This window comes from Planomicrobium stackebrandtii, assembly GCF_030814955.1.
Lineage (GTDB): Bacteria > Bacillota > Bacilli > Bacillales_A > Planococcaceae > Planococcus > Planococcus stackebrandtii.
This window is the reverse complement of the sequence record NZ_JAUSWB010000001.1, coordinates 266,132-290,287: the sequence shown is the minus strand read 5'-3', so window position 1 is coordinate 290,287 and position 24,156 is coordinate 266,132. Positions and strand designations below refer to the sequence as shown.

25 protein-coding genes are annotated in these 24,156 nt (G+C 44.9%); 22 read left to right on the top strand and 3 right to left on the bottom strand.

What is annotated here, in order from left to right; all coding sequences use genetic code 11:
* Positions 1-25 precede the first annotated feature (25 nt).
* From QOZ98_RS01500 to QOZ98_RS01460, 9 genes are all read left to right on the top strand, one after another.
* Positions 26-823, top strand: a complete 798-nt coding sequence (locus tag QOZ98_RS01500; RefSeq protein WP_308785784.1) for a GDSL-type esterase/lipase family protein — start codon at positions 26-28, stop codon at positions 821-823.
* 13 nt (positions 824-836) lie between these two features.
* A complete protein-coding gene (locus QOZ98_RS01495) occupies positions 837-1,412 on the top strand; it encodes a YpmS family protein (RefSeq protein WP_308785783.1) in 576 nt (191 codons plus the stop codon).
* A 16-nt stretch (positions 1,413-1,428) separates the two neighbouring features.
* Positions 1,429-1,959, top strand: a complete 531-nt coding sequence (gene msrA, locus QOZ98_RS01490; RefSeq protein ID WP_308785782.1) for a peptide-methionine (S)-S-oxide reductase MsrA — start codon at positions 1,429-1,431, stop codon at positions 1,957-1,959.
* Entirely contained in the window at positions 1,956-2,381 is a 426-nt protein-coding gene (gene msrB / locus QOZ98_RS01485) for a peptide-methionine (R)-S-oxide reductase MsrB (RefSeq protein WP_142826341.1), read from the top strand. The genes msrA and msrB overlap by 4 nt, the downstream gene beginning before the upstream one ends.
* A 58-nt stretch (positions 2,382-2,439) precedes the next feature.
* Entirely contained in the window at positions 2,440-2,655 is a 216-nt protein-coding gene (locus QOZ98_RS01480) for a YozE family protein (RefSeq protein ID WP_308785781.1), read from the top strand.
* 70 nt (positions 2,656-2,725) lie between these two features.
* A complete protein-coding gene (deoD, locus tag QOZ98_RS01475; protein ID WP_142826339.1) occupies positions 2,726-3,430 on the top strand; it encodes a purine-nucleoside phosphorylase in 705 nt (234 codons plus the stop codon).
* Between the two features lie 467 nt (positions 3,431-3,897).
* Positions 3,898-5,415, top strand: coding sequence for a lmo1851 family serine protease (locus tag QOZ98_RS01470; protein WP_308786130.1), 1,518 nt, complete (start codon positions 3,898-3,900; stop codon positions 5,413-5,415).
* Positions 5,416-5,469: 54 nt separating this feature from the next.
* Positions 5,470-6,351: a CobW family GTP-binding protein gene (locus tag QOZ98_RS01465; RefSeq protein ID WP_308785780.1), complete on the top strand. Its 882-nt coding sequence runs from the start codon at positions 5,470-5,472 to the stop codon at positions 6,349-6,351.
* On the top strand, positions 6,348-6,587 hold the full coding sequence (locus QOZ98_RS01460; RefSeq protein ID WP_308785779.1) for a hypothetical protein: 240 nt from the start codon (positions 6,348-6,350) through the stop codon (positions 6,585-6,587). The genes QOZ98_RS01465 and QOZ98_RS01460 overlap by 4 nt, the downstream gene beginning before the upstream one ends.
* Positions 6,588-6,674: 87 nt before the next feature.
* On the opposite strand, the gene QOZ98_RS01455 is transcribed toward QOZ98_RS01460, so the two are convergent.
* Positions 6,675-8,039: an MATE family efflux transporter gene (locus QOZ98_RS01455; RefSeq protein WP_308785778.1), complete on the bottom strand. Its 1,365-nt coding sequence runs from the start codon at positions 8,037-8,039 to the stop codon at positions 6,675-6,677.
* Positions 8,040-8,302: 263 nt separating this feature from the next.
* Between QOZ98_RS01455 and QOZ98_RS01450 the strand changes: the two genes are divergently transcribed.
* The 9 genes from QOZ98_RS01450 to QOZ98_RS01410 all read left to right on the top strand — a co-directional run bounded on the left by QOZ98_RS01450 (position 8,303) and on the right by QOZ98_RS01410 (position 20,252).
* On the top strand, positions 8,303-9,379 hold the full coding sequence (locus QOZ98_RS01450) for an undecaprenyldiphospho-muramoylpentapeptide beta-N-acetylglucosaminyltransferase (protein ID WP_308785777.1): 1,077 nt from the start codon (positions 8,303-8,305) through the stop codon (positions 9,377-9,379).
* Positions 9,380-9,408: 29 nt separating this feature from the next.
* Entirely contained in the window at positions 9,409-10,362 is a 954-nt protein-coding gene (dapF, locus tag QOZ98_RS01445) for a diaminopimelate epimerase (protein ID WP_308785776.1), read from the top strand.
* Positions 10,363-10,380: 18 nt separating this feature from the next.
* The gene (locus QOZ98_RS01440; protein WP_308785775.1) at positions 10,381-12,027 is read left to right on the top strand and encodes a sensor domain-containing diguanylate cyclase; all 1,647 of its coding nucleotides are present in this window, start codon (positions 10,381-10,383) and stop codon (positions 12,025-12,027) included.
* Positions 12,028-12,277: 250 nt separating this feature from the next.
* Positions 12,278-15,094, top strand: a complete 2,817-nt coding sequence (locus QOZ98_RS01435) for a 2-oxoglutarate dehydrogenase E1 component (protein ID WP_308785774.1) — start codon at positions 12,278-12,280, stop codon at positions 15,092-15,094.
* A 24-nt stretch (positions 15,095-15,118) separates the two neighbouring features.
* Complete coding sequence (odhB, locus tag QOZ98_RS01430; RefSeq protein ID WP_308785773.1) at positions 15,119-16,387, top strand: 2-oxoglutarate dehydrogenase complex dihydrolipoyllysine-residue succinyltransferase; 1,269 nt, start codon at positions 15,119-15,121, stop codon at positions 16,385-16,387.
* Positions 16,388-16,476: 89 nt separating this feature from the next.
* On the top strand, positions 16,477-17,067 hold the full coding sequence (locus QOZ98_RS01425) for a DedA family protein (RefSeq protein ID WP_308785772.1): 591 nt from the start codon (positions 16,477-16,479) through the stop codon (positions 17,065-17,067).
* 177 nt (positions 17,068-17,244) lie between these two features.
* A complete protein-coding gene (locus tag QOZ98_RS01420; protein WP_142826328.1) occupies positions 17,245-17,442 on the top strand; it encodes a DUF6501 family protein in 198 nt (65 codons plus the stop codon).
* Between the two features lie 89 nt (positions 17,443-17,531).
* Positions 17,532-18,389, top strand: a complete 858-nt coding sequence (locus tag QOZ98_RS01415) for a MoxR family ATPase (protein WP_308785771.1) — start codon at positions 17,532-17,534, stop codon at positions 18,387-18,389.
* A 9-nt stretch (positions 18,390-18,398) separates the two neighbouring features.
* On the top strand, positions 18,399-20,252 hold the full coding sequence (locus tag QOZ98_RS01410; RefSeq protein ID WP_308785770.1) for a vWA domain-containing protein: 1,854 nt from the start codon (positions 18,399-18,401) through the stop codon (positions 20,250-20,252).
* Positions 20,253-20,440: 188 nt separating this feature from the next.
* Here the strand turns inward: QOZ98_RS01410 and QOZ98_RS01405 are convergent, their stop codons facing one another.
* A complete protein-coding gene (locus QOZ98_RS01405) occupies positions 20,441-21,622 on the bottom strand; it encodes a toxic anion resistance protein (protein WP_308785769.1) in 1,182 nt (393 codons plus the stop codon).
* A complete protein-coding gene (locus tag QOZ98_RS01400) occupies positions 21,594-22,301 on the bottom strand; it encodes a 5-bromo-4-chloroindolyl phosphate hydrolysis family protein (RefSeq protein ID WP_142826324.1) in 708 nt (235 codons plus the stop codon). The genes QOZ98_RS01405 and QOZ98_RS01400 overlap by 29 nt, the downstream gene beginning before the upstream one ends.
* A gap of 204 nt (positions 22,302-22,505) precedes the next feature.
* Between QOZ98_RS01400 and QOZ98_RS01395 the strand changes: the two genes are divergently transcribed.
* The 4 genes from QOZ98_RS01395 (at position 22,506) to QOZ98_RS01380 (ending at position 24,055) form a co-directional block, all read left to right on the top strand.
* Positions 22,506-22,802 (top strand): DUF1033 family protein, encoded by a 297-nt coding sequence (locus tag QOZ98_RS01395; RefSeq protein ID WP_308785768.1) that lies wholly within the window; start codon positions 22,506-22,508, stop codon positions 22,800-22,802.
* 185 nt (positions 22,803-22,987) lie between these two features.
* On the top strand, positions 22,988-23,188 hold the full coding sequence (locus QOZ98_RS01390) for a cold-shock protein (RefSeq protein WP_008428384.1): 201 nt from the start codon (positions 22,988-22,990) through the stop codon (positions 23,186-23,188).
* 126 nt (positions 23,189-23,314) lie between these two features.
* Positions 23,315-23,521 (top strand): cold-shock protein, encoded by a 207-nt coding sequence (locus tag QOZ98_RS01385; RefSeq protein ID WP_308785767.1) that lies wholly within the window; start codon positions 23,315-23,317, stop codon positions 23,519-23,521.
* 57 nt (positions 23,522-23,578) lie between these two features.
* A complete protein-coding gene (locus tag QOZ98_RS01380; protein WP_308785766.1) occupies positions 23,579-24,055 on the top strand; it encodes a YkvA family protein in 477 nt (158 codons plus the stop codon).
* Positions 24,056-24,156: the final 101 nt, after the last annotated feature.

The following is a 24,156-nucleotide window of genomic DNA, read 5'->3' as shown; positions in this document are numbered from 1 at the left end:
CCCTTCAGAAAAAGGAGAGACAAATTTGAAACGCATCCTGTTTATCATCATTTTGTCCATGGGTATTGTAGCGGGGTGCAGTCCAACTTTTATCTTTGGCAATGAAGAAGCGGAACCAAGAACCGAACCCTCCATTAACCCGTATACAATTCCGCCAAATTTTGTTCCTCAAGCTGTGGTCATTACGGCCCTAGGGGACTCCTTGTCTCAGGGTGTAGGCGACGAAGAGAACTTAGGGGGCTATACAGGGAGAGTGGCAAACGAGATTCGAACCTGGCAAGGAATTGAAGGAGTCGCTGTTGAAAACACCGCTAAGCGCGGACGCCGCAGCGATCAGCTATTGGCTATGATTCAGCAGGGCGAACTGAACGGTCCTGTTGCAGAAGCGGATTATTTGTCGCTGACGATTGGCGGAAACGATGTCATGCGAATCGTCAAACGCGATTTGTTTTCATTGAATTTGGAAGCCTTTGAGGATGAACTGATCCTTTATGAAAATAGATTTGAAACAATTTTTACGGCAATCCGCGACATCAATCCCAATGCACCCATGATCATTGTGGGCATCTACAATCCTTTCTCGCTCATTACTGATGAGGTAGAGGAATTTGATCAGATTATCGCTTCCTATAACCAAGTGATGGAAGATCGGGCGGCAGCAGATCCTCAAGCATGCTTCGTGCCTGTCAGTGACTTGTTTGTCGGCAATCAGAACCTGGTTTATCACTCTGATTTTTTTCATCCAAACAGCAAAGGCTATGACTTGATGACTGAGCGTATTTTGGAACGCATGGAAGAATGCGGGTTGAGCTACGAAGAATAGGGGGTGGTGACAAATGAAAAAATGGCGTTTTGCTTTCTTTGTGCTATTGGCGTTCAACGCCTTGGCGTTGGTGGGACTCTTACTTTATGTGACCACTCCACCGCAGGACCACACATCTTATCAAGCGGTGAAAAATACGCCGGCTGCCGGCAATACAGTTGTCGTCAATACCACAAAATCCGATTTTGAAGGAATTGCCAACACTTATATACAAGATGCCATGAAAGACCAGCCAATTCCTTTATCATTGTCAGTTACTGATGACGTCAGCATTTCGACCGAGCTTACTATTTTTTCAGTAACCTTGCCAATTTTAATGAAATTTGAGCCTCTTGTTCAAGAAGACGGCAATTTATTGCTGGAACAAAAGTCAGTGGAAGTCGGCATGCTGGATATTCCGCCTGAATCTGCGTTAAAGTTGCTTAGAGACTCAGTTGAACTTCCGGAATTTATGGAAGTGATGCCTGCCGACGAAGAAGTGCTGCTAAAACTGACGGAAATTCCGTTGGATGACGGCATTTCTGTGCGCGCAGCATCGTTCAATTTGCAAGAAGACGATATCCGGTTATTAGTAACAATTGAACCATAAGGAACGGAGTGAGCTTATGAAGACAGAAAAAGCGACATTTGCAGGAGGCTGTTTTTGGTGCATGGTCAAGCCTTTCGATTCACTGGACGGCATTGAGGAAGTAGTAAGCGGCTATACAGGCGGCGATCTGCCAAATCCGACCTATGAACAAGTTTGTTCAAACGCAACGGGCCATGTCGAAGCGGTTCAAATTACGTTCCAGCCCGACATTTTTCCATACGAAAAACTGCTGGATGTATTCTGGACACAAATCGATCCGACAGATGCAGGAGGACAATTTTTTGACCGCGGGGAATCTTACCAGACGGCTATCTTCTATCATTCAGAAGAGCAGCGGCTTGCTGCAGAAAAGTCCAAACAGGAACTGGACAATTCAGGCAGGTTTAAAAATCCTGTAGCAACACCAGTTATTGAAGCCAAACCATTTTATTTGGCAGAATCTCATCATCAAGATTACTATAAGAAAAACCCTGCCCATTACAACCGATATTCGGTCGGCTCTGGGCGGACGGCTTTTATTGAAAAGAACTGGGGTGGACAATCATGAAAGAAGAATTAAAAGCAAAGCTAACGCCGATGCAATATCATGTGACCCAGGAAAGCGGCACTGAACCGCCGTTTCAGGGAGAATACGACCAACACTTTGAAGAAGGCATCTATGTGGACATCGTTTCCGGCAAACCGCTGTTCAGTTCCAAAGATAAATTTGATGCCCATTGCGGTTGGCCTAGTTTTGCGAAGCCGATCGAAGGCTCCGAAGTAAAAGAAAACCTGGACACGAGCCACGGCATGAGAAGAACGGAAGTCCGCTCTGAGACAGCCGATTCGCATCTTGGGCACTTGTTCCCGGACGGCCCATCTTCTCTTGGCGGATTGCGCTACTGCATCAATTCTGCAGCGCTCCGTTTTGTTCCTAAAGAGCAGTTGGATGCAGAAGGCTTATCCGAATACAAAAAATTGTTTGAATAGAAGGTTGCCCGGACAACTGTCCGGGTTTTTTTGGCCTGAAATCTGGAAGGAGCCCTTCATGGACCGATCATTTTATCAATTTGCATTAAAATATCGAGGGAAACTGGATGCTGATGATTTTTCCCACTTTGCGGATTCGATGTTTCTGGACCATTCATTTCCCAAATCGTCATCAGACTTTGATCAGCTTTCAAAATATGTCGAAGAAAAGGCACACCCGGTCATGAAAGCTTCTGTCTTTGATGAAATGTGGGAGGAATACGCCGGCGAATAATGCTGGTCATTGCACTATAAGTAAAAAAACAGTATGATTAATTCGACTATAATAAAGTGAGGTTTTTTAGATGAGTGTTCATATCAATGCAAAAAAAGGCGATATCGCCGAAACAATTTTACTGCCTGGAGATCCGCTTCGCGCAAAATACATAGCGGAAACTTTTTTGGAAGACGTAACGTTATATAACGAAGTCCGCAATATGTTCGGTTATACCGGCACATATAAAGGGAAACGCATCTCTGTTCAAGGAACAGGCATGGGTGTACCGTCGATTTCTATTTACGTAACTGAGTTAATGCAGGAATATGATGTTAAAAAACTAATCCGTGTTGGTACTTGCGGCTCAATTCATAAAGACGTCAAAGTTCGTGATGTCATTTTGGCACAAAGCGCGTCTACTGACTCCAAAATGAATGAAATCATTTTTAAAGGGGTCAACTACGCACCGACAGCCGATTTTGATTTGTTATTGAAAGCATACAACGCCGGCCTTGAAAAAGGTCTGAGCTTACGTGTCGGAAATGTCTTTACTGAAGATGTTTTCTACAATGAATTTGCTGAACACGAAAAATGGGCACAGTACGGCGTACTTGCTCTTGAAATGGAGTCTTCAGCGCTTTATACACTGGCAGCGAAATTCGGCCGTCAAGCCCTATCTATCCTAACTGTCAGCGATCATTTATTGACAGGCGAAGTGACAACTGCAGAAGAACGCCAAACAACATTCAACGACATGATTGTCGTAGCTCTGGAAGCAGCAATTCAAGAGTAGAAAGAAAAGCGCAAGCGCCCGTGTAGATTCGACGGGCATAAGACAGACCGGCAATGCGGCGTTTTTTGCCGTGCGGCCGGAATGGCTTATGACCCCGAGAATCTGGGCGCTGAAGTCTGGACAAGAGAGAAAAGCGCAAGCAGCCGGTTAGCCCCGACAAGCGCTGGAAGCCTTACCGGTAATGGCGTTCTTTGCCATTGCGGGTAAGGGTGAAGCGACTCGAGGGGCTGGCTGCTGAAGTCTGGACAAGAAAGAAAAGCGCAAGCGCCCGTGTAGATTCGACGGGCATAAGACAGACCGGCAATGCGGCGTTTTTTGCCGTGCAGCCGGAATGGCTTATGACCCCGAGAATCTGGGCGCTGAAGTCTGGACAAGAAAGAAAAGCGCAAGCAAAAAAAGACTGTCTCGACAGTCTTTTTCTTTTCATATTCTCCGGTTCTAGAGCAACTATGAAAGTGGTGAAACAGATGGATGATAAACGTCCGGGGGAAGAACACGAACAGATTCCGCCAGTAGAAGAGTCGCCGTCGCACACTATTAAAATGAAAACATTCTCTTTTATTATGCTTGTATTTCTTTTAATAATAGCTACGGCAGGTTTAACGGTTTTTGCATTGACTTTTGGCGACGACAAAGCGGTCGAAGTTAATTCGCCGGAACGTCGTGAATTTGAAAAGCTTTATTCAGCTTACGATCAAATTCAAGACCAGTATTTCGAAGAAGTAGATCGAGATGTACTGGTTAACGGTGCCATTAACGGCATGGTTGAATCACTGGAAGATCCTTATTCGGATTACCTGAATGAAGACGAAGCATCCCAATTTTTGGAAGGGATATCATCCAGTTTTCAGGGGATAGGCGCCGAAGTGCAGGAGCGCGGCGGCTATGTAACGGTGGTTTCGCCAATCAGAAATTCACCGGCTGAAAAAGCGGGCGTTCAGCCGAACGATCAAATACTGGCGGTTGATGGAGAAAGCATCCAAGGCTTTACAACCACCGAAGCGGTAATGCTGATTCGCGGTGAAAAAGGCACAGAAGTGACATTGACAATTCAGCGCGGTGAAAATACAGAGCCGCTTGATATTACCATCGTTCGTGATGAAATACCGATTGAGACCGTTTATGCGGAAATGATTGGGGATAATGTGGCACATATTCAAGTAACAAGCTTTTCTGAAAATACTTATCAGGAGCTGCTTGATGCTATAGAAACTATGGAAGCTGAAGGAATGGAAGCAGTCGTTATGGACGTTCGCCAAAATCCGGGCGGCTTGCTGGATGTGGCACTTGACATATCCAATCTGTTTATCGAAGACGGAAAACCATTGTTTGAAGTACAGGCAAAAGGTGCTGAACCTGAAATTTACATGTCTTCGCCAGGTACGAAAATCGAAGTGCCTGTTACCTTGCTGATTGATGGCGGAAGCGCCTCAGCATCCGAAATATTGGCAGGAGCGATGAACGAGTCAGCTGAAATCCAATTAGTTGGAGAAAAAACTTTCGGCAAAGGCACTGTTCAGACTGCCAATGACCTTGAAGATGGATCTAACCTGAAGTTTACAACAGCTAAATGGCTGACGCCTGATGGCAATTGGATTCATGAAAAAGGAATCGAACCGGATGTAGAAGTTGCTTATCCGGAATATGCATCTCTTCCAATGTTAGATACATCACTGGAACTGCAGGATGGCGTCATTTCTGATCAAGTAGAAACTGCGGAGCAAATGCTCGAGGCACTTGGCTACGACGTTGGCGATGTAGATGGCGTATTTGAAGAGCAAATGACAGAAGCTGTGGAAACTTTCCAGGAAGAAAATGAACTGGAAGTAACTGGCATCTTGACTGGAGATAGTACATTTGCAGTAATGGACGCATTGCGACAGAAAATTGAAGATGAAGATCCGCAATTGCTGGAAGCTAAAAACCTTTTGATGGAAGAAGCGGGAATCACAGCTTCGGAAGAAGCAGAAGAAACTGAAGAGTAATTTTTAAGGTCCGCTTATGCGGGCCTTTTCTTAAGGGAAAGAAAGGATGAGACGATGAAAGATGTATATTTGTTCAGCGGATTTTTAGGGAGTGGAAAAACTACGCTGTTAAAGGGCATGATCAGCCAAATGAAAGGCCAGGGCTTAAAGCCGGCAGTTTTCATGAACGAACTAGGCAAAATGAACATGGATTCCGATTCAGTAGAAGACGGAGTGCCGTTAAAGGAACTTCTTGATGGCTGCATCTGCTGCACAGGATCCGAAAAATCAGAAGCGCAGATTCAAACCTTACTGGCTGAAGAAGATTTTGATGTTTTGTTGATTGAAACAACGGGAGCGGCGCATCCGGTTGAAGCGCTGGATGCCATCTTTTCTCCTTTGTTCGCTGATCGATTAAACTTCAAAGGCATTGTTACGGTCGCCGACAGCAAGCGTTGGATGGACCGCAACAACCTGTCTCCGCAGATTCGTTCCCTGTTTTTGGAGCAGATCCGCCATGCTGACCTGATCTTGGCCAATAAGATGGATTTATTGACGGAAGGCGAACAAGGGACAGTGATCTATGAAATTCAGTCACTGAATCCGACAGCGCAGATCATCCAAACTGTCCACGCCAAAGTGCCGTTTTCGGCATTGGAAAAACTGACCCCTTCGCCGGCTGGAGACATTGCTGAAGCCCCTGTCTCAAAATTAAATTTAAATGCGAAAGTGCTGCAGTTCCAAGCACCGATCCAACGGGAAAAGTTTGAAGAATGGCTTCGCGCATTGCCGGATTCTGTATTTCGCATCAAGGGTTACGTGCCGCTTGAAGGTGACAAGTATCCCCATGCTTTCCAGTTTGCATATGGAATGGCGCAATGGCTTCCGGAGTATATGAAGATGCAAAACCAAATTGTTGTGATCGGAGAAGGGTTGGAAGGAGTCGAACTGCCGTGATTGAATCTTACCGGAAACTTTGGGCGCAGCGTGCAGCTGCAGAGAAGATTGCTACCCAGCAGGATCTCGAAAAATACATCCTGATTGAATTGAACGATGAATTGACGCATCCGCGTGTCCGCAAATCCAAAGAACAAAAATTGGAATTGGCACTGCTGCGGATCCAAGGGTCGGATTTGTCGGAATCAGAAAAGAATGGCCTGAGTGCTTTATACAAAAATCTTGCTGCCAAGTAAAGCTAGAGCTGATAGGAAAATACCATAAATAAAACCAGGAAAGGAAAAATCACTGATTTTTCCTTTCCTGGTTTTTTATTTTATAACTCAATCTTGAACTGGAGAATGAGCAGAAATTCTTTTTTGGATCAACAGCAGGCGGATGGACAAAGTAATCGCCCCGGCTGTTAAGCCAACGATCAAGCCGATCCAGTAACCGAAGGCACCAAAGTCGGTGAAGTTGGCAAGCAAGTAGCCAGAGGGCAGGCCAATAACCCAGTAGGAAACGAGCGCCATGACAAAAGTGATGTTGACATCTTTGTAACCGCGAAGCGCTCCTTGTACAGGCGCCTGAATGGCGTCTGACAGTTGGAACAGTGCAGCAAACAGCAGGAACTGAACAGCCAGCTCGACCACGATGGGATCCGAAGAATACAGCGCAGCAATTTCACTGCGCATGAAGAACAAAATGCAGGCTGACAGAGAGCTTAGCGTGACGGCAGTGCCGACACTCATCCAGCTGTATTGTTTAGCGTCCTGGAAGCGCTTAGCGCCAACTTCATAGCCAACCAGTATCGTGGCGCCCATGGAGATGCTGAGCGGCAGCATATAAAGCAGGGAAGCGAAATTCAAGGCGATTTGATGTGCTGCAATGGTGACTGTGCCATAAACTGCCAGCATAAAAGTGACCGCCGAGAAAATGCTCGTCTCTACAAAGATTGAAATGCCGATCGGCACACCAATCCGGCTGATTTCGCCCCAGCTCTTCAGAGAAAACTTCGGCCAGTTGCGGAAGATGCCGTAAGACTGGAATGGGTTTCTCGTATGGATGATCCATATTGCGATGAGTAGAATCAGCCAGTAGGTGATGGCCGAAGCAAGTCCTGCGCCAACACCCCCAAGTTCCGGGAATCCGAACTTCCCGAAAATCAGCAGATAGTTGAAGAAAATATTGATCGGTGTGGACAGGAGCGAAATGACCATCGTGACGCGGGTAGCTCCGAGTGCATCGATATAAGAGCGCAATGCGTTGTAAACAAACAACGGAATCAATCCGATCGACATTGCAAAGATATAACGGCTTGCGACGTCAGCAACCACTGGATCGAGATCCATGAATGCAAGCAGATAATCGATGCCGAAATAGAAGAAAGCAAAGACGATTGCAGCCAGCAGGACTGCCAAATAAATCCCTTGCTGGACGGCTTGTTTTACTTGTTCTTTTTTCTTAGCCCCCATCAATTGTGCTACAATTGGGGTAATGGACATGAGAATTCCGGCAAGACCGATATAGACGGGAACCCAAAAGGATGATCCGATCGACACGCCGGCCAGATCCTCTGTTCCGTAGCGGGCGGTCATGTAAATATCGAAAAATGTCACCATATACATCGCGACTTGCGTAACGAGAATCGGAAAAACAATTTTCATTAACAGCAGTAGTTTTTCTTTTTTTGTAGTTGTCTGGTACATGCTTCTTTCCTCCCGCAATCTATCTGAGTTGAAATTAAAAATGTTCCACTTATATCGTGGCAAGCAATCCGATTGTCCCTTTCAACTCTAACCACAAGCCAAACGGAGCGGCACAATGCCAGCTGCTGAAAAATATGTAACAACATCGATAGTTCAGGTTATCCGATTACAATTTAACACATAAAATCCAGTATAGCATAGAAAGGCTTGCTCTAAAGCAATTGCTGCTATGCCAAATTAATAGATGAGAGTAGGACACGAAAATGGACAACAAAACAATTTTATTGACCGGGGGCGGTACCGCAGGACACGTCTCCCTGAATCAGGCATTAATACCGGAACTGAAGAATTTAGGCTTCCATGTGGAATACATCGGATCCAAAGAAGGAATTGAAAACGAATTGATCCGCGACTCGTTTCCGTCAATTCCTTATCATCCAATTTCCAGCGGCAAATTGAGACGTTATTTTTCCACCAAGAATTTTTCGGATCCATTTCGTGTAGGCGCGGGACTGACCCAGGCGCTCAACATTATTCGCAAGACCAAACCCGCAGCGATTTTCTCAAAAGGCGGATTCGTATCCGTACCGGTTGTCATGGCTGGGCGGATGATGTCAGTACCGGTCATCATCCATGAATCGGATGTCACACCTGGACTTGCCAACAAATTGGCATTGCCGTTTGCCGACCATATTTTTACGGTCTTTAAAGAAACTTTGGCGCATGTGCCGAGCACCAAATCGACGTGTACGGGATCTGTGATCCGCAGTGAGCTGATGGAAGGCTCTGCAGAAAAAGGCCAGGAAATCTGTCCTTTCGGCAACGAACTGCCAGTCTTGATGGTAATGGGCGGAAGCCAAGGGTCGGCTATGATCAATTCAGCTGTCCGCAACAACCTGGAAAGGCTGTTAAAGCAGTTCAACATCATCCACTTATGCGGCAAAGGCAATAGCATGCCGGAACTGGATGTCCATGTGAACTACCGCCAGTTTGAATATGTAACACACGAGCTTCCGCATTTGCTGCACATGACTGACTTTGTCGTATCGCGGGCAGGTTCCAATTCGATCTTTGAATTTCTGGCATTGAAAAAGCCGATGCTGCTGGTTCCGCTATCTATGCAAAAAAGCCGCGGCGACCAAATATTGAATGCCAATTTATTTGAAAAACAGGGCTTTGCCCATGTAGTGGATGAAGAAGAGTTGTCTGCTGACCGCTTGATGGAAGAGCTGGACCGCTTGCAGGCTGACAAAGACCAATTGATTGAAACAATGACTCAAGCAGAAGCGCCGATTACTGCCGCTGAAATGGCGAAGTTGGTTTCATCGTATACAAAGTAATTCCCAATTATTTTAAAGAGGTGACCGGAATGGAAATGACGTTGACAAAAGTCCATGGCTCTATGAATACTTTTTATATGTTTGAATCGGATGAACGGGAAGATTTTGCGCAGCTGGCTATTCGGCTCTCTGCGTTGGACCCGGACATTGACGGCATTTTAGTGATTTTGCCTTCAGCTGTTGCACATGCTAAAATGCGCGTTTTCAATAATGACGGATCAGAAGCATCCATGTGCGGAAACGGCCTTCGTTGTGTGGCTCGCTATGTATGTGAGCGCGACCGAGTGCAGGAAGCGGTAATTGAAACCTTAAAAGCTTTACTGCGCGTGAAAAAAGAAGAGACTTTGAATGAAGGAATCGAAACCTATGCAGTGGAAATAGCGCCGGTTTCTTTTTCACTCAGCAGTTTGCCGATGAAGTACGGGGACAACAGTGAATGGATTCATCAAGCTCTGCCGTTTGTGTCAGAAAAAATTCCATTTTCAGCCGTTGCAGTTCCCAATCCGCATTTAATTGGGATTGTGCCGCAAGAAATGCAGAAAGATCCCAGCCACCAGCAAAAATGGGCGCAATACTTTAATGGCGAAAACGAGTATTTTTCAGACGGCGTCAACGTCAGTTATGTGACTCCCATGGAGAATGGCATATTTGTTCGGACTTATGAGCGCGGCGTCGGTTTCACCAATGCCTGCGGAACCGCAATGACAGCCTCGGCATTGGTCAGCTGCATGGCTGAACTGGTACCTTACGGAGATGTAGCAGTTTACAATCCTGGCGGCATGGTGAAATGTTCAGTTTCTAAACAAGGCGATGACATCCAACTTCAGCTTACAGGCAATGCAACGTATTTATCGGTTGTAAAGTTTGACTGGTCCAATAATGCGGAAGAAAGCAGCATCTTATCTTCTGAATCGCTGGAGGAGCAGGCGTTTTATGAAAAATTTGTTGGAAACATCTCAAACCTCTCAAAACAATTTGTCTAATGGAAAGCGGTGAAACAGATGCCAATACCCTTTACACTGGCGCAGCTGAACCTTCTCTATAAAAATGTAAAAGATCCCGTTTACTTTATGAAACAGAATGGCGATACGTTTGACTATGTTTACGTCAATCCCGTTTGCCGGACTATTTTTAAGAAAGAGCTGGCTGGCACTTCATTGGATGACAGCATGCCGCCGGACTTATCCAGGGAGATCAAAAAGCAGTATCTTATTGCCTTGAAAGCAGGAGAGAGGCACATATACCGCGACTACAGCTTATTCAGCGACCTGGACACAGCGATGGAAACTGAATTGACGCCCATTGATTTTGAAGGCCAACGCTTTGTGCTGGCAGTAACGAAAAACGTAACGGCACAGAAGAAAATAGAAGAAGATTACCTGTTCTATGAATCGCTCGTTCAAAATTCAGTCGATCCAATGATCATGATTTCAGCAGAATACATGATCATCGACTTGAATTCGGCTTACGAAAAAGCATTTGGTGTGAGAAAGGAAGATTGGGTCAACCGCTACTACAAGGATTTGCCCGATAAGCAAAAAGAACAGTTCAAGTCAGGCAAAGACTTGCTTGACCAATTTGTTCCGGAAACTAAAAGCTCATCAATCATTATGCAGCGCCGAAAAGAGGATGGCACGCTGGCCAAGTTTTCAGCAAGTTATTCTCCAGTCAACGAAAATGGCATCATCCGGGCATTCCATGTCGTATTCCGGGAGCTGACCAGCGAACTGCTGTTAAAAAATGAGCTGAAAAAGACGGAGAATATTCTGGAGAGCTACAAGGATGCGCTTAATTACGCAGCACTTGTCGCAATTTGGAGCCTGTCTGGTACGATAGAGTTTGTCAATGACAATTTAAACAAGCTGACCGGGTATATGCCTGAAGAGTTGATAGGGATGAACATATACGAAATCAGTGAAGCGATTATTTCGACTGAAGAATACGAAAAGATACGTACGGTAATTCTGGATGGCGTTATATGGCGCGGCCAGCTTAAAAGCCTAAAGAAAAATGGTGAAGTTTTCTGGGTGGATGCGACCATAATCCCTTTGCTTGACGTAGATGGAGAAATTTATCAGGTGCTGTCGATTTTGTTTGATGTGACCGAGAGAAAACAACTGGAAGAACAGCTTCACTTTATGGCTTATCATGATAGTTTGACGACTTTGCCCAATCGCCGATTAATGGTGCAGAAATTTCAACAGATGAAAGATCATGCACAACAAAAAGGAGAGCATATTGCCTTGCTGTATATTGATGGCGATAACTTTAAATCGATCAATGACCAGTTTGGCCATGATGTCGGTGATGATTTTATCTATCATTTTGGGCAGGCAATAAAAAAGAGCCTGCGCAAAGGAGATTTGGCGGCCAGAATAGGCGGCGACGAGTTTCTGGTGGCGCTTTGCGGCATTGTTCCGGAAGAAAGCCAATTGCATATCGAAAAGATCATTGACCGCATTAACGATACACTGGCTGAAGGCTGGGAGATCAATGGGCACCATTTTATACCGAGTTCGTCGATAGGCATTTCTGTCTACCCTATCCATGGCACTGATTTTGATGATCTCGTAAAAAAAGCGGATGCCGCTCTTTATTTAGCAAAAAGCAATGGAAAAGGGAAATGCTATTTGTACACTTCTCCTTGAGAGCCAGGCAAAAAACAGGCGGATGCTAAGCGTTTTTATCGATGAAAGCGCTCTACAAATTGTTATGTGAATATTTTCACGGAAAGGCTTTGTTTTTTCAATCTGGAAGTAGTAAGATTGATAGGGAATTTTAAACTTTTCTTACTAAAACGCCTTCTGCTTTATGTCTAGTGGGATGCGTGATAAAATAAATGAGACATATAACAAAATAATGTGACTGCCGTCAAACAAATAGTTGGAGGTTTTTTTAATGTCTAGCAATTATTCAGATGCAAAATCCCCATGGAGTTCCATTACAGGCCCTAACTTGGGATACATAATGGAGATGTATGACCTGTATCAAGAATCACCAGAATTGCTTGATCCGGAATACGTCGAACTTTTTAAGCAATACGGACCCCCTGCTGAAGTGGAAGTTTCCACAAGCCCACAGCCTTCAGCCGCAAAAAACGTGGAATCAAATAATTTTGAAAAAGTTTTGGCTGCTGTTAATTTAGCTGAAGCGATTCGTGCTCATGGCCATCTGGCATCGGACATTTACCCGTTGAAAGATCAGCCGAAAGACACTTCCCGCGTGGAGGCGTCCACATATGGCCTCAGCGATCAGGACTTAAAAGAAGTTCCTGTCTCATTGCTGCTGAATAATGCACCAAGCAACATTACAAACGGGCTGCAAGCAATCGATTATTTGAAATCACTTTATACGGATAAAGTCGCTTTTGAATTTTCGCATGTCATCCAGCCGCAGGAACGCAGTTGGCTGCAGGATAAAATTGAGGCAGGCGACGTTAAACCGACACTGGATGCAGATAAGAAAAAACAGGTTCTTGATTTATTGACACGCGTAGAAGGCTTTGAAAAATTCGTGCATCGCACGTTTGTTGGACAAAAACGCTTTTCAATTGAAGGCGTCGATTCGCTGGTAGTTTTGATGGATGAACTTGTACGTCTCTCTGAATCAGCCGGTACGAAAGACATTATGATCGGGATGGCGCATCGCGGTCGTTTAAATGTGCTTACACATATTTTGAACAAGCCTTATGAAATGATGTTTGCCGGTTTTGCACATGTGGGAGACAATGCGTTTCTTCCGGAAGACGGCTCGCTTCAAATCACTAAAGGCTGGTTTGGCGATGTGAAATACCACATGGGTGCAGCTTTTAAATCCGCGAATGGGACAAGTGTGAAACTCGCTTACAATCCTTCCCACCTTGAAATTGTCAGCCCGATTGTAGCGGGGCAAGCGCGTGCTGCACAGGAAGTTACCGGCCAAAAAGGTCTGGCGAAAGTGGATGCGAAAAAATCCTATGCCATTCTTGTGCATGGTGATGCCGCTTTCCCTGGACAGGGAATCGTAACCGAAACCTTAAACTTCAGCCGTGTTAAAGGCTATCAGACAGGCGGGTCTATCCACATCATCGCCAATAACCTGATCGGCTTTACAACTGAACAATTTGATTCCAGATCTACCCATTATTCTTCGGATCCCGCTAAAGGGTTTGAAGTGCCGGTCATCCATGTCAATGCGGATGAGCCTGAAGCAGTCGTGGCTGTTGCGCGTTTGGCATTTGAATACCGTGAGAAATTCGGCAAGGATGTACTGATTGATTTGATCGGCTATCGCCGCTATGGACATAATGAAATGGATGAGCCGCTGGTAACGAATCCGACGATGTACCATGGCATCCATCAGCATGATACCGTTCGTGCGCTTTACGGAAAGCAGTTGGCAGCGGAAAAAGTGCTGTCAGAAGAAGATGTTCAAAAGCTTGATGCAGATACACAAAAAGAAATGCAGGAAGCTTACGACACAGTGAAAGAAAACAAATCAGCAGAATTTCCGAAACTGGAAATTCCAGAAGCTGTACTGAATGGTTATCCTGAAGTGCCGACTGGCGTTGATAAGGACGTTCTGACTAAAATGAATGAAGAGTTATTGTCTTGGCCGAGTGATTTCTCAGCCTTTGGCAAATTGGCCAGAATTCTGAAGCGCCGTGAAGATCCGTTCAATGAAAAGGGCAAAATCGATTGGGCGCATGCTGAGACATTGGCATTCGGTTCGATCCTGCAAGACGGCAACCCGATCCGCCTGACTGGCCAGGATGCGCAGCGCGGAACATTTGCACACCGCCATCTTGTTTTGCATGATGACAAGAACGGCAATGAACTTGTGCCGCTGCATCACATTTCAGATGCCAAAGCGTCATTTGTGGTTTACAACAGCCCACTGAGTGAAGCATCTGTATTGGGTTTTGAATATGGCTACAATGTTGAAAATGATAAAGCACTTGTTATTTGGGAAGCGCAATACGGCGATTTCGCCAATATGGCACAAATGATGTTTGACCAGTTTATTTCTGCAGGACGTGCAAAATGGGGCCAGAAATCCGGACTCGTTATGCTGCTGCCTCATGGCTATGAAGGCCAAGGACCTGAGCATTCGAGTGCCCGCTTGGAAAGACATTTGCAGATGGCTGCCGAAAATAACTGGACCGTTGCAAACCTTTCCAGCGCAGCAAACTACTTCCACATTTTACGCCGCCAGGCCAAAATGCTTGGAGAAGAGTCAATTCGTCCGTTAATCATTGTTTCACCAAAATCTTTGCTTCGCCATCCGTTGGTAGGCGCAGATGTTGCTGATTTAACTGAAGGTCATTTCCAAACTGTCATCGAACAGCCGAATATGGGCAAAGATGCGAAAAAAGTAAAACGTGTTCTTTTTGCAAGCGGCAAAATGGCGATCGATTTGGCAGAGCGGGTGAAAGATGGAAAAGGCTACGAGTGGGCGCACATTGTCCGCGTTGAGCAGCTGTATCCATTCCCGGCTGAGAAGATTCAGGCAATCGTTGACCGTTATCCAAATGCCAAAGAGTTGGCTTGGGTACAGGAAGAGCCGCAAAACATGGGTTCATGGACATTTGCAGATCCATATCTGCGTGAATTGGCAGACGGCAAAGAAGTGAAATATTTCGGACGCATCCAGCGCCAAAGCCCTGCAGAAGGCGATGGAGAAGCGCATAAAGTGGAACAAGCACGCATCATAGATGAAGCATTAGCTAAATTGTAAGGATAATCTAAGGAGGAATTTTTTGTGGCAGAGATCAAAGTACCAGAATTAGCAGAATCGATTACAGAAGGAACAATCGCTCAATGGCTAAAGCAGCCGGGCGAAACAGTCCAAAAAGGAGAATTCATCGTTGAATTGGAAACCGACAAAGTTAACGTTGAAGTTATCTCCGAAGAAGCTGGGGTTGTTCAAGAACATTTAGCACAGGAAGGCGATACAGTTGAAGTTGGACAAGTTATCGCTATCGTTGGCGAAGGTTCTGGCGAAGCTGCAGCACCTAAAACTAAAACTGAAGAAGCTCCACAAAAATCCGAGGAGCCTGCTAAGACAGATGCTGCCGCAACTCCAGAGCCTGTGGAAAAAGATCCGGCAGCTGAGGAGCAGTCGTCATCTGATCGCACAATCGCAAGCCCTGCAGCACGCAAATTGGCACGCGAAAAAGGAATCGACCTGGCAGCAATTTCTCCAGTAGATCCGATGGGCCGTGTACGCGTACAAGACGTTGAAGCTCATGGATCAAAACCAGCAGCAAGTGCACCTGCTGCAAAAGCGGAAGCGCCAAAAACTTCAGCACCTTCTTCTGATGAAGAAAGCGGCCGCATCGTCCGTGAAAAAATGACAAGACGCCGTCAAACAATCGCAAAACGTCTTCTTGAAGTAAGACAGTCAACGGCAATGTTGACTACATTCAACGAAATCGATATGACAAATGTGATGGCACTTCGCAGCCGCAAAAAAGACCAATTCCTTAAAAACAATGATGTGAAACTCGGCTTTATGTCATTCTTCACAAAAGCAGTTACGGCTGCTTTGAAAAAATACCCATACGTCAATGCTGAATTGGACGGGACAGATGTCCTGTTGAAGCAGTTCTATGATGTAGGGATTGCCGTTTCAACTGAAGAGGGGCTTGTTGTACCGATCGTTCGCGACACGGACAAAAAGAACTTTGCTGAAATCGAAGCGACAATCGGTGAGCTTGCTAAAAAAGCACGTGATAAAAAACTTTCGATTGCCGACATGTCAGGTGGTTCGTTTACCATCACAAACGGTGGAGTATTCGGTTCATTGATGTCCACACCGATTTTGAATGGTACACAGGTTGGTATTCTTGGAATGCACACCATTCAAAAACGCCCTGTCGCTATCGGAGATGAAGTTCAAATTCGCCCGATGATGTATGTAGCTCTTTCATACGATCACCGCGTAATTGACGGAAGCGATTCTGTTGGTTTCTTGAAAATGGTCAAAGACATGATCGAGAACCCAGAAGATCTATTGCTGGAATCTTAATATAAACGATTAACCGGATAGTCCTGCGTTGCAGGACTATCTTTTTTTTGTCATCATAAGGGAAACAAGCCTAAAGGCGGTAGAAGTTCATGGATATTTCGTTTTTTATTGAATTGGTGAAGGAATATGGCTATTTCAGTATGTTTGTATTTAATTGGCTGCTGCTGTTCGGGTTGCCAATTCCGAACGAAGTGGCTGCTGCATTTTCAGGAGTCATGACGGAAATCAGCTATTTCAAGCCGGTTTATGCCTTTTTGGCAGCTTACTTAGGGTTGATTTCCAGCAATACATTCGCTTATTTTATCGGACGCAGCCTGGGTCACAGGTTATTGAACCGGCTCAATCGGACCCGTTTAAAAGGTCCAATCAACCGATTCAGTGCCTTTTTGGAAAAACACGGGGAATGGGCGATTGCGTTCAGCTTTTTCCTGCCAGGAATTCGGTGGGCGATGCCCTACGTGGTGGGCGCAAACCGGTTTCCATTCCTGCGTTATATGCTTTTTGCCTATACAGCGGGATTTGTCTGGATGTTCATCTACTTTAATGTGGGAAGAGCGTTTCCATATGCATACGAGTCGATTCTTGGACATTTACAAGGCTTTTTGATCCTATTATCAGTTCTAGTTATTGCTGGATTATTGCTGCGTTATTTGTACAGCACAAAGTTTGCAAAAAAGTAATTTTAGTTGAAAGTTATGCAGGTGCGCTGGGGCTGGAAAATTTTCTTATCTTTCCAATAAATTCGGCAATAAAAGAACATAAGTAGAACTCGGACCTTACTCTAAAAGAGCGGGTTTGAAATTACCTGGTGTTTTCCTTATACTGAAGACATAGACAGATAGAAAAGGATGAGGACTATGATTCACAATGAATGGCTTGAGAAAGACACCATCAGAACCGTAACTTGCAAGCATACAGAAGCAGCTAAGTTTTTAGTATCCAATGTGCTGACTGCAGGCAAAGAATATGAAGTGAAAAATGAAACCGACGAATTTATTTTTGTAGTGGACAATACCGGTAAAATCGGTGGATTCTATAAAACGTATTTCGAATAACGATTGGATAACGGGCTGTTAAAGCCACAAAGAATGTCAAAAAGCCGATGGATCTGCATCGGCTTTTTCTGTGGAAAAGAGGAAAAAGAATGTCGTTGATTGAACAGGATATAGCTAAACGCAAAGAACGAACGCATGAAAATTATGATAAATTGATCGGGAAAGCGGGATACATCGCACCAGACAACCATCTATGGCAGGATATTCTGTCCGCGATTGTTCTACGTAAGCCTGTCTTGCTGAAAGGGCCGACGGGAGCAGGCAAGACGAAGCTTGCAGAAAGTGTTTCGGCTCTTTTCGGTCAGCCGATGCAAAGCATCAACTGTTCAGTGGATTTGGACGCAGAAGCGCTGTTAGGCTTTAAAACCTTGGTTCAGCGGGATGGGCAAAGTGTTATTGAGTTTGTCGAAGGGCCAGTGGTGACTGCGATGAAAAAAGGCCACTTCCTGTACATCGATGAAATCAATATGGCCAAAGCAGAAACTTTGCCGATTCTTCACAGTGCATTGGATCATCGCCGTATGATGACCAATCCGTTTACTGGAGAAGTCATCGAAGCCCACCCTGATTTTAGTGTGATATCTGCCATCAATGAAGGCTATATTGGGACCGCCCCGATGAATGAAGCTCTGAAAAACCGTTTTATTGCGTACCCAATCCCGTATTTGACTGGCCAGCAGCTGGCTGAGCTTTGGGACCGCGAATTTCCGGAAGCGGACGGGAACTTGAAAACGTTTATGCTGAATTTGGCAGAAGACTTGATGAAGCAAGTGGAGAACGGTCTGTTATCTGAAGAAGCAGCTTCAATCAGGAGTTTGCTGGATGCTACAGCTTTAGCGGCATATATGGATCCGCTGCGTGCGGTGCAATATGCCATTGCCGAAAAACTGGATGATGAAAGCGAACGTGATTTGTTTATGGATCTGGCTCATACTTGGAAAAAGTAGGTGAATAGAATGGCGTCAGTTAACCGATTTATCCAATTCAACAATGAAACCATCGATACAAAGATGCTTCATCAAATGGAGCTGCTTGCCGGCGCACTGGCGGATGCCCCTTACTTGAAAGTGACGACACGCAAACTGGTGGAGCTTCGGCCATCTGAATCTGCCCTGTCCATCAGTGTTTTTTGGCGGCATCGCACAAAGCGGATTGAACGCAATGGGTATCTGTCGGATATCTATTTGATGGCTGCCGGCTTTTGGCGTGATTTCGATTTAAGCGCATGGCGGAACTTTAAAAAAAGCGATGCCCCATTGCCAAGCTTGCGGGAACAATTGCTGTTGTGCGCGGAGGAGTTCCGGCTATCTGAACAAATCAAGAGAGCACGTCCTGGAACGGCAGCTGCATTTGATACGCGAGAAGCCGTTTACTCGGAATTCCATGAAGATCAGTTTAAGCAAAACCATAAAAAAGGCTTTAAAAGCGATGTGTTAATCAATGCAGCTTATTTGCGCTTGCGTGGAATTGACGTCGACATGGGCGAAAACTTTCATTCGCTGTTTTTTATTTGGACGGATTTGTTTGATGCAAAGTCAACGATGGATTCTGTGAGGGTTGTAGAACGAGTCATGGACCGGGCTGAGTTTCTGCTGGACGCGGATGCATTGCATGGTTATTATACTTTCGGCGAATCGGCTGAAAAAGCGCCGCCTTTTCGCTATCATGAGGGAATAGAAGCGGAAGAATCGGATGAGCCGGAAGAAATAGAAACTATTGAAGAGTGGTTTCAGTCCTGGCATCGTGAAACCGAAATGAGCGAAGCGCCAGCAATGGAGTTTGAACTTGAACGCGGCGATTCCCAGCTTGCAGAAGGCGGCAGGGAAGAAGAAGGGGCAGGAGACGTACAGCAGACGGCTAAAGGCGATTCCAGCGGTGAGCATCTGGAAGACAGTGATGCCGAAGACCGGCAGATGGAAAGCCAGCCGAAAGGGGCGGAAGGCAAGTTCGGCTCTGCCAATGACCAAGTGGTTTTTCACGAATCGAGGCTGAGAGTACAAGGCGACCACCGGCTTGATATTGAAGCCTGGCGGAAAAAACAGGCACCATACGTACGTGCTTTGCTGAAAGAGCTGAAAAAAAGGATGACCCAGAGACAGGAAGGGATCCGCCTCAACTTAAACGCGGGAAGGCTCTCAAAAAAACTGGTGCCGTTGGCGATTGAAGAACGTCCCAAACCGTTTTACCGAAAGACGGCGCCTTCTAAAGAATTGGATGCAGTTTTTTGCCTGTTGATTGATGGATCCGCCTCCATGCTGGATAAACTGGATGAAACAAAGCAAGCCGTCCTGTTATTCCACGATGTGCTGCGCGGATTGAATGTGCCGCATGAAATTGTGCTTTTTTACGAGGATGCTTACGAAGCAAGCGACGCGGAACAGCCGAATTATTTTGAGTGGATGCATAAGTTTGAAGACCGGAACAAAGATCATGCACAGGAAATCGCTTCATTGGATGCGCACGAAGACAACCGGGATGGTTTTGCGATTCGCTGGATGAACAGCCGCTTGAAAAGGCGCACCGAAAAACATCGCTTTTTACTGGTTTTTTCCGACGGGGAGCCATCTGCTTACAACTATGCGGAAAATGGCGTAGTGGATACGGCAAATGCTGTTGCAGAGGCCAAAAAACAAGGCATTGAAGTGCTGCATCTTTTTTTGAGCAGCGACTCAATCACCGAGGAGCAGGCGGCCTTTTACCGGATGATGTATGGCAATAAATCTGTCAGTGCCGATTCTTTGGAGCAGTTTGTTGAACAAACCCTGCGCCTGCTGAAAAGAAGTTTGCATTTGGTAATTCAATCAGGGTGATTTTTAGCTGTTCATGTGGCTAATAGTTGCTCCTATTAATTAGTTATTTCCAGTAGCAGAGTTTACTTTCCAAAAAGTTTGAGATACTTTCCGCAGCTTCCCGAATAAGTTTTAAATGGATTGAGATACTTTCCATAGAAGAAAACACACAACAAACCCCGGAAGCTAGTGAGCTTCCGGGGTTTAGCTTACATATTATTCTTTTCGTTGTTGTCATGGATAGTGAGAAGGCGCTGTTTCAGGTCTTCTTCCATGCGGCCGATTTCAAGTTCTGCCGCTTTGCGGTTTCTTCGGCCTTCGGCTTGGATCTTCAACGTCTCTTCGATGGTTTCAAGCAAGTTTTCCTGTGTTTTCTTCAATGTGTCAATTTCAACGATGCCACGCTCGTTTTCACGGGCAGTCTCAATCGAGTTCATTTTCAGCATTTCCGAATTTTTCAGGAGCAGGTCATTGGTCGTTGCTGTAACTTGCTTTTGGGCTTCAACGGCTTTCAGCTGTTTGTTCAGCGTCAATGCTATGGCAATCTGGTTTTTCCATAATGGAATTGATGTCATAATGGACGACTGGATCTTTTCTGCCAAAGTTTGGTTGGTTTGCTGGATCATACGGATCTGCGGTGCGCTTTGGATGGTAATCTGACGCGACAACTGCAAATCATAAAGGCGTTTTTCCAGGCGATCCACGTACTGGACCATGTCGTTGACTTCCTGGTAGACCATTTGATCCTGTGACGTTTCCGCTTTTCTGCGTAAGGCTGGAATCGTTTCGTTCATAATTTCATCGCGTTTTATTTCAGCTGCGGCGATATAGACATTCAACGCCTGGAAATAGGTTTTATTCTGGTCGTATAGCTGCTCAAGCATTTGAACGTCATCTAAAAGTCCACGCTTGGAATGGTCGAGCTGGATGCTGATGCGGTCAACTTGGCTGCTCAGTTTCTGGTATTTGCTCATCATTTCCTGTACCGAGTATTTGGCTTTGGAGAAAATCTTGCGAATCCCTGATTTTTTGCTTTGCGTCAATTCTTCAGGGTTGAGCTCTTCCAGTTTTTTCATCAAATCATGAAGCACGTCACCGACAGGCCCGATATCTTTGCGCTGGACATGGTCGAGCATTTTGTGCGAAAACTGGCTCAACTGGTTTTGGGCATTAGCACCGTAGGTCAAAATCGCTTCGTTATTGCCAATCGGAATTTGTTTGGCCAGCTCACGTGCTTTGGCCTGCTCATCTTTTGTCAAACGATCCATTAACGAAACGGGTCTGCCTTCTGCCTGGTCGGCTATTGACTGGTCTTTTTTTTCTAATTGCATGCCAAAAGGCGATTCCAATAAATCATCCAATTCACTTCGAGTTGATGGTTTCTCTGTCATCTTCCACGTCTCCCTCATGTTCAGGTTCTGGCTGAACGAGTAATTTCTGATTATTATGCTGATCAACAGCTAACTGGGCATAATCCAATTCCATGCGCAGCTTTTCGACATCGCTTGATAGGACGCGTTTCAAATCCTGCTCCATAACTTTATTGAGAGACAGCAGCATTTCACGAGTATCCTGCAGCGCTACACGCATTTCCTGATCTTTGACCGGCTGTCCGACCAATAGGGTGTATTTCTCCGTCAACTCAATGGCGGAGTCCAGATGAGAATAGAAGAATGGTTCAGCTAAATAGAATTTTCTTGGGTTTTGCTGAACCACCATAATAATTTTATTGGCGATTTTTGTCATATCCATCAACTGCTTGAAAGATGAAATAGAACGGACTTTGTAGTAATTGCCTTGGAGCTGTTTTATTTTTTCTTTTCCTTCTTTTATCTGGGTGCGCACATTTTTAAATTCACTTCGCGTCATTCCGAGATTTTTGGAATCTGACGAAATTTGAACTTGTTTGATTGTGCTGTTGCTGGCGATATATGTGCCGGCAGCGACTGCTCCAGAAGCGATCAACCCGATTTCTGCACCTAAATACAGGACTGGGAACATCACTGTCATGAGAGGCAGGCTGACGGATTGTCTTTTAATGAAATTTTCAATCGGCTTTAGGGGCTTCATGCAAAGAACCTCCTTCACTGCTACTATAACTATACGTTCCGCACACTGAAAAGTTTCACCTCAATGCCTTCTCTACCTAGTATTTTACGTGAAACAGGAAGTCAATACAAACTTTCGAACCCCTTTAAAAAATTAAGCGGAACACTTTACAAGTCGTTAGAGATTTGGCACAATGCTAACTAGGAAGAAACGAGGCAGATTGCAATGCATGAAATAGTCTATATGCGAGCAGATTACGAACCGTGGTGGATGTTTGACGGCTGGGAAGAAAAAGTGGTGTCACGCAGAAAATTTGAATCTGCCGAAAAAGCACGGGAGTATCTAGAACAAGCCCAAGCTGATTATAGCCTCCGATTTGCCAAGCGCGAAAAAAGGGACTTTGCTTTTAGCGTTTTTTGGAATGAAGAGGAAATGGAATATTGCGAAAAGTGTGAAGAGGATTTACAGATTTTTCACGGCCTTATTTGGCTCTATAACGGAAAACCAAAGATAAGTTTTTAGATTTATTTGACTTTTGTAGTCAATTTGATATAATAACTGTAACAATATGAAATCTTCACCAATTACAGCTATTCACATATTCCCTAAAGTGATCAGCACGTGATGGTACTTTAGGGAATATGTGAATTTTTTTATTTGAAAAGATTCCATATTGAAAATTTTTCTTACCACAGGAGGTAATTTATATGCAAGAAGGAACAGTTAAATGGTTTAACTCAGAAAAAGGCTTTGGTTTTATCGAAGTTGAAGGCGGAGACGATGTATTTGTACATTTCTCAGCAATCCAAGGTGAAGGCTTTAAAACGCTTGACGAAGGACAACGTGTTGAATTCGAAGTAGAAGAAGGCAACCGTGGACCACAAGCTACTAACGTAACTAAAGTCTAATAACCAAGAACCGCTCTTTTGGGAGCGGTTCTTTTTTTATAGAAGCTCTATTGCTTAAAGGTTTTTATTTTTAGCCCATAGGGTATAAATAGAGGATTGGTGAAAGAGAATATGGGAGGTTTTTAAATGGAAGGCAAAGTGAAATCATTTGATGAAGTTAAAGGCATAGGCATGATTACAGGCGACAATGGGGAAGATTTCTTTTTTGAAGAAATCAATATCAATGTCGATGGCTTCCGGAAGCTGGTTCCAGGCCAACCTGTAAAGTTCACCGTCTATGAAGGTGTAGCCGATAAAGAGCGTGTAGCAACAAACGTGACATTGGTATTTTAACTGTGGCCATGCACTCGTTAACTGTGCATCATCAGAAAGATCAAGGGGGACAACAAAATGACTAATGAATACTTAAAAAAAGATATGCCAAGCCAAGAAAAGCAAGAAGACTTTTATCATAAACTCCGGGACAGAGTACAAAATTGGGTAGATTCTAAACCAAAAGTGATTGGAACTGTCAGCGGGTACGTTTTGTTCGCGCCAGATCTTTTCCATTTGCTGACAAAATTGATGCTGGACAACCGCATTGACAAGAAAAGCAAAGCAGCTGTTGGGGCAGGTATCATGTATTTTATCGCGCCGATAGATTTTCTGCCGGAAATCTTGCTGGGTCCAGGTGGATTCCTTGATGATGTCGTCGTTGCAGTATTTGTTATCAATACACTATTGAACAAGTTCCCAAGAGAAGTTATCGCAGAACATTGGGCTGGCGACGAGGACTTATTGGCACTTGTTAAAAAAGTATCAAATTCAGGGAATAAATACGTTTCTAAATTGCCTGCAGGCCGCTTAGTGAAACGTTTTACAAAATAAATAACAAGCACAAAGCCGGGGATCTACATAGATCCCCGGCTTTTCTGTTTGTAGAAAAAGCAGCCCGTTGGATAATATAAACGGCACTGCTTTAAAATTTT